Genomic DNA, 15,109 nt, shown 5'->3' on the forward strand with positions numbered 1-15,109 from the left:
AAAAACAATGTTAAAACCATTCAATAGCACGGTCATACCACGTATCAGCGCGGTTTTGACTTTCATTATTTTGTCCATTACTGTCTTCTGAATCACCAGCATCAACCGCTTCACCATTTGGGATATCTAAACCTTCGCGACGACGTTGCTCATTGATTGCACTCTGCTGATTTTGGAATTGCGATTGCTCGCGAGCACGGTCTTGTTGATATAAGTTAAGCGCGCAGCTACTGGCTTCCTCTGGTAAATGTGCTGACATGACAGGTAAGTAGCGAGCATTGGCACAACGTTCATTAGACAGCTTGCCTGAGTTGTTCTCGAGCCACAACCATTCGATACCTTCTGGCTCTGGTAACGCCACCGGAGTGAGTTTGAGACGTTTCATATAATCGACCCAAACCGGTAGAGCACCAGTACCACCACTCAAGCCAATGGGCTTGTTGTCATCACGACCAACCCAAACAACACTAACGTAGTTACCACTGTAACCTGCAAACCAAGCATCACGGTAGTCGTTTGTCGTGCCCGTTTTGCCGGCGAGATTCAGATTGCTGCCAAGTGATTGAGCACGTCTGGCAGTACCGTTTGACACCACCTGCTGTAGTGCATAGTTGGTCAAAAAGTTGGTCTCAGGTGGAATACTGCGCTGAGTATTGAGTCCGGTACGCTGTAAAATACGACCGCGATCATCAATAACCGTGCGAATACTATGAATAGGCGTGCGGAAACCGCCAGTCGCAAAGACTTGGTAAATACCTAACATGTCCATCGGGCTCAGATTGACAGACCCTAATAACGCTGATGGATAGGGTGGTATTTCTTCTTTAACGCCCATGCGTTTTAGTTGCTTGGCAAAAGTATCAACCCCAAATTCCATACCTAAGCGTACCGCCGCTTGGTTATAAGATTGCGACAGTCCTGTGGTCAGTGGTACATAGCCATGATCACGGTTATCATAGTTTTTAGGACTCCAGTCGGTACCATCATTCAGATTGACTGTGATAGGTGAGTCATCCACCGAGCTTGCTAAGTTATAACGACCACTTTCAAGCGCGGTCATATAAATGATTGGCTTCAATAGAGAGCCAACTTGACGCTTGGCATCGACAGCGCGGTTAAAGCCCGTAAACTCACTGCCACTACCGACGACAGACACCAATTCGCCAGTTTCAGGGTTGGCACTGACGAGCGCGCCTTGTAAATCTTTGGTTTTGCTACCGCTACGGCGTAGTTCGCCAAGTTTTCTATCAACCGCCTTATCTGCTGCCAACTGAGCAATAGGGTCTAGGGTACTAATGATGATTAGACCTTCATTTTTGAGATCATCAGAGTAATAGACATCATTGAGCTCACGTTTGACGATGTCCAAAAAGTCAGGGAACTGGCTCTTGCCCTCAGCAGGCTTGTCCACGATACCGAGCGGCTGTTTTAGAGCTTTGTCATAGTCCTCTTGGCTTAGTGTGCCCATTGCGAGCATGTTACCAAGCACCACGTCACGACGAGCTTTTGAATCATTTGGATTACGACGTGGGTTATAAATGCTCGGACCTTTTGCCATACCAACTAACATGGCTTGCTGATCTATACGCAGCTCATTAAGTGGTTTATCAAAATAGAACTGTGATGCCAAACCAAAACCATTGATAGAGCGATTGCCGTTTTGACCCAAATAAATTTCGTTCAGATAGGTCTGTAAAATTTCATCCTTACTATAATGCAGCTCAAGCAGTACCGCCATCAACGCCTCATTGGCTTTGCGTTTGAGGGTGCGATCAGAGTTGAGATAAAAGTTTTTGATCAGCTGCTGGGTGATGGTCGAGCCACCTTGTCTAGCGCCACCAGAGAAGTTATTGAAAACGGCACGAGCGATACCGCGTATCGAGACGCCTTTATGCTCATAAAACGCGCGATCTTCGGTGGCAATCAAGGCATCAATTAGTGGCTGAGGCACGTCATCTAAAGAGACAACCATTCGATCTTCGTTACTATCTGGATAGATACCACCGATACTCACTGGCTCTAGACGAATGATGCCGCTTTTGGCAGGTAAGGTGCTTTGAATAGAGTCAACTTTATTGCCAGCAATGGTCATTTTGATGACTTGCTCAGCATCTATATCGCTCGAGCTATAGGTAAAGCCGCGTGTATGGATAAAATAAGTATTACCCGATCTATGATAAGTGCCAGTACGATCATAAGACTTGTTGCTCTGGTAATTAAGCAACTCTAGCCACGTTTTCATCGTATCTCTATCGATATTGGCACCCTGATATAGCTCAAGCGGCTGTGAGTATACTTTAGCTGGAATATCCCAGCGCTTGCCTTCGAACTTATGAGTAATGGTGCGATCAAGCTTGACCAAATACAGTGCAAATAGCACCATGCCAGCGATGATGATAATTAAGAGAAGACTACTAAATACCAAGCCGCGCTGCTGTGAAGGTAAGGCATTCATAGCAGGTTTAGATGATGGTGATAGCTTGGTACTTGGTAACTTAAAATTGGATTTTTGCACGGATGTCGCACCATTTTTGGATAAAAAACTGCCTCATAATGACGCAAATTGACAAATTTTTCAATCTATCATCGTTAACGAGGGCATTCATTGGTATTAGACCATAAGCAATGGTACTGCCTAGGGTGACTGCTTGTAGTATAATCTCTATTAAAATACTGATACTTATAATCAAGTATCAACATCTTTCAATTGGGTTAATAAACGCCATATAAGATAACAATCTATGATAACTGTCACGATGTATTTTGTATGAATCCGCCGTTGCTGTTAACTATTTTGAAAGACCTTAAGTACAGTCAATGATAGAAACCTTGCTTAGAGTGAGAACCCTTTAAACAAGCCTATCCAAAGGAAGTACGTCCGATTATGTCTAGTATTCCATCATCAGTATCATCTGCTACCAATCATTCTTATGAAGACAACTCTATTACTGACGGCTTAGTGCTACCCCTTGCTGATCACTGCTTCCATTGCGGTGATCCAGTGCCTCAGCCGCCGTTTCATACTGAGATATTAGGCAAGTCGCGTGAGATGTGTTGTATGGGCTGTCAATTGGCGGCTCAAAGCATTGTAGAGGCTGGGCTTGAGCAGTATTATCTTGACCGTTCGGAGATTAACCGTACAGCAAGCTTACCGACCCAGCTGACGCGTCTCGAGGTCTACGATCATGACGAGATAAAGTCACAGTTCGTTTACGCGCAAGATGGTATGTCGGTGGCGGAGCTGTCTGTTAATAATTTACGCTGTGCGGCCTGTACTTGGCTGATTGAGTCGCGTCTTGATGAGCTAGAGGGTATTAGTAAGTGTCAGGTAAATTTGACCAACCAACGTATGCGGGTCATTTGGGATGAAAACAAATTACCCATCAGTCGCATTTTAGCGGTCATCAACGAAATCGGCTACGAAGCCAAGCCTTATCGCCAAGATACTCATGAAGCCATGCTGGCACGTCATAATAATCAAATGCTATTGCGTCTCGGCATCGCTGCACTAGGTTCGATGCAAGCGATGATGTATGCCGTTGCGCTTTATTTTGGTGAGTATAGCGACATGTTAATATTTCAGCGCGACTTTTTGCGTTGGGTTTCTTTGTTTGTGAGCACGCCTGTTTTCTTCTATGCTGGTATTCCTTTCTTTACCTCAGCCTGGTCAGCGATTCGTGCACGCCAGGTCAATATGGATGTGCCTGTTAGCCTTGCCTTGATTATTACCTTCTTTGCCAGTCTATACGCCACCATCACTGGACAAGGAGAAACATACTACGATTCGGTTAGCATGTTTATTTTCTTTTTGCTGGCAGGACGCTATATCGAGCATAATGCCCGTCTAAAAGCTGCGACCATGGCCAATGATCTGGTCGTAGTAGAGCCAGTATTGGTACAAAAAGTGGCTGAAGACAAATCAGCAGCAGAGCGTATTTTGCAGCAGATCATAGACAATGAGTCTCAACAAAGTGAAGCCATCGAAGATGAGGCGAAAAAGGTATCAGGTGCGACGGCAGAAATTATGCCTAAGTTTATGAAGGGTATTGATGCCAATATTTATCAGCTCACATCACGTATTGCTCAAGATTGGCAGCAGTCACGTAATCAACAGAATGTGACAGCACAGTTAGAAGGTGATGTGGTATCAAAGCAGATGGTGACAGCTCATAGTTTGCAAGTGGGTGACATTATTTTGGTTGAAGCGGGCTCGGAGATTATCAGTGACGGTATCTTGTTAAGTCCAACTGCAACAGTCTCGCAAAGCCTACTGACGGGCGAAGGTGATTTAATCATTAAGTCCCAAGGCGATTATATTGTTGGCGGTGCACAAAACGACAGCCAGCCGTTTGAGATGTTGGTGACAGCGCTACCAAAAGACAGTCAAATAGGGCTGATTGATAGACTGATGAACCGCGCCATGAGTGAAAAACCCAAACTGGCGCAGCAAGCAGATAAGCTGGCACGTTGGTTTGTGGCGCGCATTTTGGTTTTATCCGTCTTGGTATTTGTCGGCTGGTATATCGTTGATCCAAGTCAAGCTATTTGGGCAACAGTCGCCGTATTGGTCGCTACTTGTCCTTGCGCCTTGTCATTGGCGACGCCAATTGCCTTGACCGTCTCGACCAATCGTCTAGCCAGCTATGGTTTTTTGACGACGCGCGGGCATACGTTGCAAACATTGGCTGAAATCACTCATGTTGCTTTTGATAAAACAGGTACGCTCACCTATGGGAAGCCAAACCTATTAAATATTGAGATAATCGAGCCAGTAAACCAGACTGATTCTGTTAACTCACCATCAACAGCACAAAAAGACACGCTATTGGCAATCGCAGCTTCCTTAGAAGTAGGGAGTCGTCATCCCATTGCACACGCGCTGCTTACCGCTGCCTATCAGTTACATCTACCACCGACGAGTGCCATGCAGCATTATCCAGCAGGCGGGGTGGAAGCGATGATTGATGGTGTGATATATCGTATCGGTCATAAGAATTTCGCACTAGGCACTGATGTAAGTAGTATGGATAAAAACAATGGTTTAACCATCGATTTGCTAACCCAGCGCGCGAGCTCAGCGGTCGTTTTATCTTGCCAAAAAGCAGATACAAATGAATGGCAGGCGCTCGCATGCTTTTATTTTAACGATAAGGTACGTGATAGTGCAAAATCCATGCTGGATACGCTAAAAGGGCTGGGTATCGAGTCTGTGATGTTGACTGGTGACCCGAGTCCGCAAGCACTGGTAATGGCTGAGAGCCTAGGGATGCAGGCCGCTTATAATGGTTTGTCACCGACCGATAAGGTCAATCATATCCAGCAGCTGCAATCTAAAGGCGCGGTTGTGCTCATGGTGGGTGATGGCATCAATGACGCGCCCGTACTGGCGGCAGCAGATGTGTCCACCTCGATTGCTGGCGCGGCCGATTTGGCACAAGTATCTAGCGACAGTATTATCCTAAATGGTCAAATAGAGGCCATCACAGCTGCCAAACGTATTTCTGATAAAACAGAGCGTATTATCAAACAAAACTTCCGCTGGGCGCTCGCTTACAACAGTATTGTTCTGATACCAGCGGCTTTAGGTTACGTACCACCATGGCTTGCTGCGATTGGGATGTCACTTAGCTCATTGTTTGTCGTGTTAAATGCGCTACGCCTAAAACGTGCTTAGTTAAGAAGAACTATAAAACCTGCCCACAAAAAACCGCCTGCAACTATGAATAGCTCAGGCGGTTTTTTCTGTACAAAATTTCTATTAGACAGTTTGTTCAATTAGTCTTGTAGATAGCTCAATAGACGCATGAACTCAATGTACATCCAGACTAGCGTGGCAAGAATACCAATGCTGAACAACCATTCGTAGTCTTCAGAAATACCCATCGCCACGCCGCGATCGATATTATCGAAATCCAACAACAGCGTGAAAGAAGCGATAACGATGACAAATAAGCTAAAACCAATAGCGATAGCACCACCTTCGAACAAGAATGGTAAGGTTGAGCCAAACGCTAGAGACAGTACCCACTGTGCTACATAAACAAGCATGATCGCAATCACGGCTGAGGTCACGATAGAGCGGAACTTTTCAGTGACCTTAACCAAACCTGAGCGATACAGCCCTAGCATGACCGCTGCTGTAACGAAGGTCGCACACATTGCCGTGACTGGTACCGTTGGATACATTCTCATAAAGAATAATGAGATACCGCCCAAAAAGATACCTTCTAGCAATGCGTAAGGCACGGCCAACGTCTTGGCTTTTTGTGGCTTAAAGGTAATAAAAAGGGCAAGAACAAACGCAGCAATCATGCTACCGAAGGCTGCCATGGTAATAAAACCTTGCGATAAACCTGCCATAAGCGCATAAAAGAAAAAGCCCACACCAGTAATAGCTGATAACCCAAGTAACAGGCTGGTCTTTTGAATAACGCCTTTGACCGTCATTGGATTACCGCCGATCGCAAGTTCTGCGCGACTGACAATAGGATTGGCCATACATAAGTCCTTAATAATAAAATATAAAAATAGAGATGCTGCTACTTTAGCAAAACCGCCGTTATTGTCAACTGTGTTTGCGTGACAGCCGTTACAGCTCAACCTAGTAGTCTAAAAACCTAAGCAGACAAGCAAGTATGAGCAAGGCATCTGATATATTTTATATGGGGCCAGTTACGACAGTTAACAACGATAATTCATAAACATGCTAGTCTAAGCGCGCATTTATCGCTATTATTGCCCTGTACTTCACCGTTATACCGAGTCGTTTTATGGAAAACTCAGCGCAGTCAGCAAGATTGCCACACTTACACGAGTCAGAGCTGTTCCACGCTATCAAAAATCCTGCTTTTAGGCGTATTGGCTTGATGGGCCGTGCTGGTAAACGCAGCGTCACGCAAAGTCTGGTACAGATTGCCCAAACCATCAACGATATGAATTTGACGTTGATCATGGATGTACAAACGGCCAACTTACCAACGCTTAACCTCACAGAAGTAGAAAGAGTCAAAATCGTTAAACGTGGCTTGATTGGTGAGATTTGCGATTTGGTCATAGTCGTTGGTGGTGATGGATCGATATTGCATGCTGCTGAAGCATTGGCACGCTACCGTGTCCCGGTATTAGGGGTTAACCGTGGTCGTCTCGGGTTTTTGGCAGATGTCAAACCTGACGAAGCAGCATTTAAGCTACGCCAAGTATTGATGGGCGATTATCAGTTGGATCATCGGTTTTTATTGACGATGGAGATACGAGAAGGGCGCAAAATTATCCATGAAGACATGGCGCTCAACGACATCGTACTGCACGCAGGCAAATCGGTACATATGATCGATTTTCAGATGAAGATTGACGGACATGATGTTTATAGGCAGCATAGTGATGGCTTGATAGCAGCGACACCGACTGGTTCAACCGCTTATGCTCTATCTGGTGGTGGCCCCATCATTCATCCAAGTATGGATGCCATCTGTCTGGTGCCCATGCATCCGCATACGTTGTCTAGTCGTCCGATTGTCGTCAGTGGTAATAGTGAGGTTTGTATTCGTATTCACGAAGACAATCGCACGCAGCCGATGGTCAGCGCAGATGGCAAACCAAGCGTACCGCTTGAGCAAGAACAGCGCCTGTATATTCGTAAGCATCCTGATAAGCTCACTTTACTGCATCCGCCTGGGTTTGACTTTTATGAAGCCTGTCGTACCAAGCTGCACTGGAACGTACATGCCGAAGAATTTAGTCTAGATGTCGATGATGATATTATAGAGGATGAATGAGCGTATCTATTAGGGCATGTCTTCAAGTCGTCTAATAGTCATCAAAAAATATGATGCAAAAATAGTAGTGGAGAGTAGGCAAGATGGATAAACAAACAATACTAGCCAGTCTGACACCGGAAGTGGTTGATAAATTCCGCATGGCGATTGAGCTAGGTAAGTGGCCTGATGGTCGTAAAATTACCGCTGAGCAGCGAGAAACCTGCATGCAAGCAGTGATGGTATGGGAGCACGAGCATCTACCACCTGCCGAGCGTACGGGCTATATCCACAAACCAGTAAAAGACGACGGTTCAGTGGTTGGTGCTGAATGTGATGTCGAGCACGAGCATCATTATCCTAATATGCCGAACCCGAAAGGGGCGGTGCAACCTGTGAAGTTTCGTAATAAATAAATCTATAAACAGTCAATAAAAAAGCCACGCTAATGAGCGTGGCTTTTTTTACTTTATTGTCCCGTCCTGAAATAAGTTTACGAAAAAGGAGCTTATTCATGGACAAGTTAGAGACAACAAGGGCTAAGCGTACGCAAAAAGATTACACGCTAGGCTTTAAATTGGCCGTCGTTGACAGTGTAGAAAAAGGCGACATGACCTACAAACAAGCGCAAGCGATTTATGGCATACAAGGACGCAGTACCGTATTGGTATGGCTGCGACGTCATGGTAAATTAGACTGGACCCACCTACCTAAGAGTCAGACTATGCCATCTAAAGAAACCCCAGCGCAAACCATCAAACGTCTAGAACGTGAACTGGCTGATGCCAAAGCGCATAACCTTATTTTAAGCAAAGTCGTCGAAGTATTTGAAAACGACTATGGAGCACATGCTAGAAAAAAGTCTGCTACGGCATCCTCTGGCAGCTCAAAACAGACAAACAAATAAGTTTAGCCCAAGGATGCCGGTTACTTAGTGTTAGCCCGCAAGCGGTGTATCAACACCGTATCCGGCAGCATAACAAAGCAAGCAGGTTTGCCGTCATCAAGGACTGGGTACAAGCGTATCGAATGCTAATGCCTCGCATAGGAGGTCGGAAGTTATATTGGCTCATTAAGCCTAAGCTGACAGCGCATGGTATCAAGATTGGCCGTGATGGGTTCTTTGATTATCTAAGAGCACACAGACTACTGGTTAAGCCCAAACGTAGCTATACCAAGACTACCTTTAGCAAACATTGGATGAAAAAGCATCCCAATCTAACGAAGGATGCACCAGCACCTATTAAACCTGAGCAGACGTTGGTCGCTGATATCACTTATGTTACCTCCAAGCAAGGGGTGCATTATCTATCGTTAGTGACAGATGCGTATTCAAGACAGATTATGGGCTATCATTTAAGTGATCATATGCCAGCGACTGAGGTGGTGAAGGCGCTCAAGATGGCAGCTCACAGGCGGCGTTATACGCATAAAGCGATTCATCACTCTGATAGAGGTCTTCAATACTGTGCCTTAGAGTATCAAGAGGTGCTTAGAGTAAATAACATCACACCGTCTATGACTGATGGCTATGATTGTTATCAGAATGCTTTGGCTGAGCGGGTTAATGGTATTTTAAAGAATGAGTTCTTGTTGTATGAGTGCAATACGATGGGTGAGCTTAAACAGCTTATCGATGAGTCTGTTTATGTCTATAATAATATCAGACCTCATTTAAGTTTGAATATGAGAACACCTGCCCAGGTTCATGACCGTTATTCATGTCCTGCTTAATGTAAAAAGCCAGATACTCAGGGTATCTGGCTCATTAAAAAATCATCAATCTATTTTAGGACGGGACATATTAATCATTCAATCACTACACATATTTAAATTGCAGTCGTGTCGACACTAGGACGAACCGTTAGCGGATTTTTTTGCATCAAAAATCCTTTCCATCCCCAATGCAAAAAGTTGCGAATATTAGCATGGTCGGTACCGTTAGGCGTTGCTTGAACTTTGGCATAATGTTCGCCGAATAGTTTTAGCGTATCTAATTGGTTTAGACCGTGATGCTTAGCAAATCCAAAAATCTTTGCACTGCCTTCGTTTTCGCCAGCTGCATTATGTACCATTCCATTCACAAATGGGGCAGGAGAATAGCGATAAAAATCATCGATAAAGCTGATGACATCATTGAATCCAATGGCTTTTTTATTCAAACCATTAAGTAATGCCGATACATCTGATTGGCGGATACTCATAAATAAATGACCTCAGAGCAGTTTAAAAAATAAAAAATATAATGCTTATGTATGCTCATTAGTCGTTGAGCATTAAGTATTATAGATTAGCGATTGAAGTAGTCCTCGTCATCGAACGAAGGCGAAAAGTTGCCTTGCTCAAGATGTTGCATTTGCGACTGTACAGAGCGCTCATGCTGAATACGTTGATAAATCTCTTCGCGGTGTACGGCAATATCTTTAGGTGCATTCACACCGATACGTACTTGATTGCCTTTGACGCCCAAAACCGTCACACTGACTTCATCGCCAATCATTAGCGTTTCGCCCACGCGGCGTGTCAAAATTAACATGCGTCACACTCCTTATGTCGCATCAACAAATTATTACTCATCAGATTACTTCTCAATTGCAGAACATCACCGCAGCACTAAACATGTCATGTATCAATTATTACGATGCTTGACGTTGTGCCAATAGCGGCAATGATAGGTAGATTCATTTAGCCCAAATGAAAGCCCCATTATAGGTGGCATAACAGATACTGTCACGGTTTTTTCACAAAACTATTAGGTAAATGCTCATTTCAACTATGCTAAAAAATAAAAATAGGACCTAAAAAGATCCTATTTTATTTAAGTACTGTTTTTATTTGGAGGCTATTTATTTACATACGATGTAGCGTTATTCATAGCGGTTAATAGATAGCCATCAATGCTAAAGCTGTATTTTAACAGTTTTTTGGCCTTATAGCCCAGCGATTTTGCTCTCGCCGTCTTCACGGTCAAGACCAAAGGCAGTATGCAGTGATTTGACCGCTTTTTCTAAGTGCTGATCTTGAATCAAAACAGACACTTTGATTTCGCTGGTCGATATCATTTGGATATTGATATTGTTCTCAGCCAGTGTTTGGAACATGAGGCTCGCAACCCCTGCGTGTGAGCGCATACCAACGCCAACTAGTGAGACTTTGACCACTTCGCTGTTGCCTGAAATCTCTTTGGCTCCAATCTCGTCTTTGACTTCTTCGTTAAGCACTTTTAGAGTCTTGTCCAAGTCAGTGCGATTGACCGTGAAAGTAAAGTCAGTGGTACCATTGTCCGAGAGGTTTTGGACAATCATATCGATTTCGATATTGGCGCGGCCAATTGGGCTTAAGATAGCAGAGGCGATACCAGGATGGTCAGGTACACCGCGTACTAAGATTTTTGCTTCGTCTCGGTTGAATGCGATACCTGAGATGATTGCCTGTTCCATATTGTCTCCTTCGTCTATCGTAATTAGGGTGCCCACGTTGTTTTGAAACTCTTGGTCAAAGCTACCGTCAGTGTTTTCATCAAAGCTAGATAAGACGCGCAGTGGCACGCCGTATTTGCCAGCGAATTCTACTGAGCGAATCTGTAGGATTTTGGAACCAAGACTTGCCATCTCAAGCATTTCTTCAAAGGTAATTTTTTCAAGCTTTTTGGCTTTTGAGGTGACACGAGGGTCAGTGGTATAAACGCCATCAACGTCAGTATAAATTTGACATTCATCAGCACCCAAAGCCGCCGCAATCGCAACGCCTGTCGTATCAGAGCCGCCGCGTCCCAATGTGGTTGCATTGCCTTCTTCATCAATACCTTGAAAGCCTGCCACAATGACGATATTGCCAGCATCTAGCTGCTCGCGTATGTTTTTATCATCGATGCTTTCGATACGGGCCTTATTATGGGCGTTATCGGTTTTAATCGCGACTTGACGACCAGTCATTGAACGCGCACCAATACCAAGCTCTTTAATCGCCATCGCGAGTAGTGAGATAGAGACCTGCTCACCGGTTGAGACCATCTGGTCGTACTCACGTGGGTCAGGGTTGTTACTGATTTGGCGTGCTAGATCAATCAAACGGTTGGTTTCACCACTCATGGCTGAGACCACAACCACGACTTGATGACCATTATCATGCCAACGTTTGACTCGTTTGGCGACGTTTTTGATGCGGTCGATACTGCCCATCGAGGTGCCGCCGTATTTCTGTACTATTAACGCCATAAAAATTTACCTGTTATTCATTAATGACCTTTTATTATCACTGATAAGTGTCAATGTGATACTCGTCAATGCGTGTATAGATAAAGCCAGATTATAAGAGTTATGCACTATATGTGTCATTCGTTTAGTGGTACTGCATCAACGGTAATACATGAGCAATATTGTCAAACGTTGACCTTTATACCATATCTACAGCATAACTTTAAGTATCAGTACCGCTTAGATACATGGCGATTGGTTATAGTTGCTATAACCAATCGCATATCCCATGCCAAGTAAACCAGAGTAAGGCTCTGAGTTACTAGGCCTTTTATGACTAGCTAAGCTGGGTTTCAATCCAAGCAGGTAGGGCATTGATTACGGCAGGACTGTTGCCAGACTTTGGTGCGCCGCCCTGTGCGTAGTCAGGTTTACCGCCACCTTTACCACCAAGCTCGCCTGCTAAATGACGAATGATATCACCCGCTTTGATTTTAGCAGTAACAGATTTAGCGACGCTCGCTGCGAGAGCTAATTGGTCATCTTTATCACCAATTAATACAATCACACTATCAGGCAGTTTTGATTTGATATCATCCATTAGCGTACGGATGGATTTGCCATCAACACCGCTTAAGGTGCTGATAAGTACAGGCGTACCTGCAATAGTCTGCACATCATCGAGTAAGTTAGCGGCTTGAGCGCTGGCGATTTTTTGCTCTAAGCGCTCTAGCTGTTTTTCAAGCTCGCGTTGCTTATCTGCCATGGTGCGTACACGTTGGGCAACTTCAGGACGTTTGACTTTTAGCTGGCTTGCCAACTCACTCAGTTGTTGCTCGCTTTGCTGAATGTTTTTGACCGCATTCATACCCGTGACGGCTTCAATACGGCGAATACCAGCAGCAATACCCGACTCACTGGTGATTTTTAGCATACCGATATCGCCAGTGCGCTCGACATGTAGGCCACCACATAGCTCGATAGAAAAAGGCTTGCGCTGACCATCTATGACACTCTCTGTACCCATGGTAAGTACGCGAACATCACTGCCGTACTTTTCGCCAAATAACGCCATTGCGCCTTGATTCATGGCCTCATCAATCGACATGTGCTCGATACGGGCAGGAGTATTGGCTTGGATTTGCTCATTGACCAAGCGTTCGATACGCGTGATTTCAGCAGCACTGACAGGCTTGTCATAAGCAAAGTCAAAACGTAACACTTCGCTTGAGACTAATGAGCCTTTCTGCGTGACTTCATCACCCAAGACTTCTCTTAGTGCTGCATGTAATAGGTGAGTGGCAGAGTGGTTTTTGGCACTGGCTGCACGAATGCTTGAGAGTACGTGGGCATCCGCCGTTTGCTTGGGTTTGATATCACCCATAGTCACCACACCATAATGAATGATGGCTTGACCAGATTTTTTGGTATCTTGTACTTCAAAGACACCTGATTCGGTGCGGATTTCACCAAGCTCACCCACTTGACCGCCGCCTTCCGCGTAAAATGGCGTGCGATCCAATACCACCACGCCTTCCATACCTTCCGTTAAGCTATCTGCTGGATTGCCGTCTTGATAAAGCGCGTCAATAGTCACGCCGTCTTCTTCAAGCTGCTCATAGCCGATAAATGTCGTTGGCGTTTCTACTTGGATGACACTGCTGTAATCGACGTCAAACTTGCCAGCATCACGCGCACGCTCACGTTGTGCCTGCATATGCTCATCAAATTCGGCTTCATCAATAGCGATACCGCGTTCACGAGTGATATCGGCAGTCAAATCAAGTGGGAAACCATAGGTATCATAGAGCTTAAATGCTGCTTCACCAGATAGCGTATCGCCATCTTGTAAGCCTTCAAGTTCGCTGGCAAGTAAACGTAAGCCTTGTGCCAGTGTTTTAGCAAACTGTGCTTCTTCTTTTTGAATGGCACTTTCGATGACGCTCTGCTTGTCTTTTAGCTCAGGATAGGCACTGCCCATTTCAGCCACAAGCGGGGCTACCATCTTATAGAAAAACTCACTATCAGCGCCAAGTTTGTTGCCATGACGTACTGCGCGACGAATGACACGGCGCAATACATAGCCACGACCTTCATTACTTGGCATGACACCATCAGCAATCAAAAACGCCACGGCACGAATATGGTCGGCGATGACTTTTAATGATGATTGTTGCTCATTATTGATTTCTAAAATGTCAGCCGCTGCGTCCATCAAATGAACGAACAAGTCGATCTCATAGTTGCCATGAACGCCTTGCATAATGGCACTAATACGCTCAAGCCCCATGCCTGTATCGACGCTAGGTGCTGGCAGTGGTAATAGCGTACCGTCTTTTTGACGATTGAACTGCATGAATACGCAGTTCCAAATCTCAATATAGCGATCGCCGTCTTCTTCTGGCGTACCTGGCAGACCGCCTTCGATATCGGCGCCGTGGTCATAAAAGACTTCGGTACAAGGACCACAAGGACCAGTGTCACCCATTGTCCAAAAGTTATCAGACGCGTAAGGAGCACCTTTGTTATCACCAATACGAATGATGCGCTCACTCGGGATGCCGATGTTTTTATTCCAAATTTCAAAGGCCTCGTCATCAGTCTCATAGATAGTGACATAGAGACGATTTTTATCAATCGCTAACCACTGATCTGAGGTTAAAAACTCCCAGATATACTCAATACCTGCTTGCTTGAAATAATCACCAAATGAGAAGTTGCCAAGCATTTCAAAGAAAGTATGGTGACGGGCGGTATAGCCGACATTATCCAAATCATTGTGTTTGCCGCCAGCACGTACGCACTTTTGCGAGGTTACCGCACGTGTATAGTCACGTGGTTCCATACCCAAAAAGGTTTCTTTAAACTGATTCATACCGGCATTGGTAAATAGCAATGTCGGATCATTGTGTGGAATCAAGCTAGACGATGAAACTTGGGTGTGCTGCTTGCTTATGAAAAAATCGATAAAGGCTTGGCGAATATCGGCTGAGCGAAATGGCTGGCTCACAGCGGCTCCTTACTGACGGATAGAATTGAGTAAATGACATAAAATAATTTTGCAAGCGATTTTAGCACAAACGCCCAAGCTCTTGGTACAAGAGTTATAACTACTAGGTTATTATACGTGTGCTAGTCATTGCTTAATTTATAGAGTAT

At 44.8% G+C, this 15,109-nt stretch carries 9 protein-coding genes and 1 pseudogene; 4 read left to right on the forward strand and 6 right to left on the reverse strand.

Annotated elements, in window-relative coordinates:
- Nucleotides 1–10: 10 nt before the first annotated feature.
- Nucleotides 11–2,515, reverse strand: a complete 2,505-nt coding sequence (mrcB, locus tag JMX83_RS06515) for a penicillin-binding protein 1B (protein WP_406947621.1) — start codon at nucleotides 2,513–2,515, stop codon at nucleotides 11–13.
- A 369-nt stretch (nucleotides 2,516–2,884) separates the two neighbouring features.
- Between mrcB and JMX83_RS06520 the strand changes: the two genes are divergently transcribed.
- A complete protein-coding gene (locus tag JMX83_RS06520) occupies nucleotides 2,885–5,674 on the forward strand; it encodes a heavy metal translocating P-type ATPase (RefSeq protein ID WP_201599818.1) in 2,790 nt (929 codons plus the stop codon).
- Nucleotides 5,675–5,775: 101 nt separating this feature from the next.
- Here the strand turns inward: JMX83_RS06520 and JMX83_RS06525 are convergent, their stop codons facing one another.
- Entirely contained in the window at nucleotides 5,776–6,498 is a 723-nt protein-coding gene (locus tag JMX83_RS06525; protein WP_058024171.1) for a Bax inhibitor-1/YccA family protein, read from the reverse strand.
- Between the two features lie 272 nt (nucleotides 6,499–6,770).
- Between JMX83_RS06525 and JMX83_RS06530 the strand changes: the two genes are divergently transcribed.
- The 3 genes from JMX83_RS06530 (at nucleotide 6,771) to JMX83_RS06540 (ending at nucleotide 9,488) form a co-directional block, all read left to right on the forward strand.
- Nucleotides 6,771–7,775 (forward strand): NAD(+) kinase, encoded by a 1,005-nt coding sequence (locus tag JMX83_RS06530; RefSeq protein ID WP_201599821.1) that lies wholly within the window; start codon nucleotides 6,771–6,773, stop codon nucleotides 7,773–7,775.
- A gap of 83 nt (nucleotides 7,776–7,858) precedes the next feature.
- Nucleotides 7,859–8,170 (forward strand): YeaC family protein, encoded by a 312-nt coding sequence (locus tag JMX83_RS06535; RefSeq protein ID WP_201599824.1) that lies wholly within the window; start codon nucleotides 7,859–7,861, stop codon nucleotides 8,168–8,170.
- A gap of 98 nt (nucleotides 8,171–8,268) precedes the next feature.
- Nucleotides 8,269–9,488 (forward strand): IS3 family transposase gene (locus tag JMX83_RS06540; protein WP_227675764.1). Its coding sequence is split into 2 segments (ribosomal slippage): nucleotides 8,269–8,608 and nucleotides 8,608–9,488, totalling 1,221 coding nucleotides; the frame shifts between segments, so codons are not numbered across the junction.
- A gap of 95 nt (nucleotides 9,489–9,583) precedes the next feature.
- Here the strand turns inward: JMX83_RS06540 and JMX83_RS06545 are convergent.
- From JMX83_RS06545 to alaS, 4 genes and pseudogenes are all read right to left on the reverse strand, one after another.
- Nucleotides 9,584–9,958, reverse strand: coding sequence for a HopJ type III effector protein (locus tag JMX83_RS06545; protein ID WP_201599830.1), 375 nt, complete (start codon nucleotides 9,956–9,958; stop codon nucleotides 9,584–9,586).
- Between the two features lie 164 nt (nucleotides 9,959–10,122).
- Nucleotides 10,123–10,290 (reverse strand): annotated as a pseudogene (gene csrA, locus JMX83_RS06550) (carbon storage regulator CsrA); the annotation flags it as partial.
- Nucleotides 10,291–10,684: 394 nt separating this feature from the next.
- A complete protein-coding gene (locus JMX83_RS06555; RefSeq protein WP_058024167.1) occupies nucleotides 10,685–11,971 on the reverse strand; it encodes an aspartate kinase in 1,287 nt (428 codons plus the stop codon).
- Nucleotides 11,972–12,287: 316 nt separating this feature from the next.
- Nucleotides 12,288–14,960 carry an alanine--tRNA ligase gene (gene alaS, locus JMX83_RS06560; RefSeq protein WP_201599832.1) on the reverse strand — a complete coding sequence of 891 codons (2,673 nt, stop codon included), beginning with the start codon at nucleotides 14,958–14,960 and terminating at the stop codon, nucleotides 12,288–12,290.
- Nucleotides 14,961–15,109 lie beyond the last annotated feature (149 nt).

The sequence above is a fragment of the Psychrobacter piscatorii genome (assembly GCF_904846415.1).
Classification (GTDB): domain Bacteria; phylum Pseudomonadota; class Gammaproteobacteria; order Pseudomonadales; family Moraxellaceae; genus Psychrobacter; species Psychrobacter piscatorii.

What these genes read in the sequence shown, in the direction of transcription:
- JMX83_RS06520 (WP_201599818.1), top strand. Translation starts at nt 2,885, where the DNA reads ATGTCTAGTATTCCATCATCAGTATCATCTGCTACCAATCATTCTTAT.
- JMX83_RS06525 (WP_058024171.1), bottom strand. Translation starts at nt 6,498, where the DNA reads ATGGCCAATCCTATTGTCAGTCGCGCAGAACTTGCGATCGGCGGTAAT.
- JMX83_RS06530 (WP_201599821.1), top strand. Translation starts at nt 6,771, where the DNA reads ATGGAAAACTCAGCGCAGTCAGCAAGATTGCCACACTTACACGAGTCA.
- JMX83_RS06535 (WP_201599824.1), top strand. Translation starts at nt 7,859, where the DNA reads ATGGATAAACAAACAATACTAGCCAGTCTGACACCGGAAGTGGTTGAT.
- JMX83_RS06545 (WP_201599830.1), bottom strand. Translation starts at nt 9,958, where the DNA reads ATGAGTATCCGCCAATCAGATGTATCGGCATTACTTAATGGTTTGAAT.
- JMX83_RS06555 (WP_058024167.1), bottom strand. Translation starts at nt 11,971, where the DNA reads ATGGCGTTAATAGTACAGAAATACGGCGGCACCTCGATGGGCAGTATC.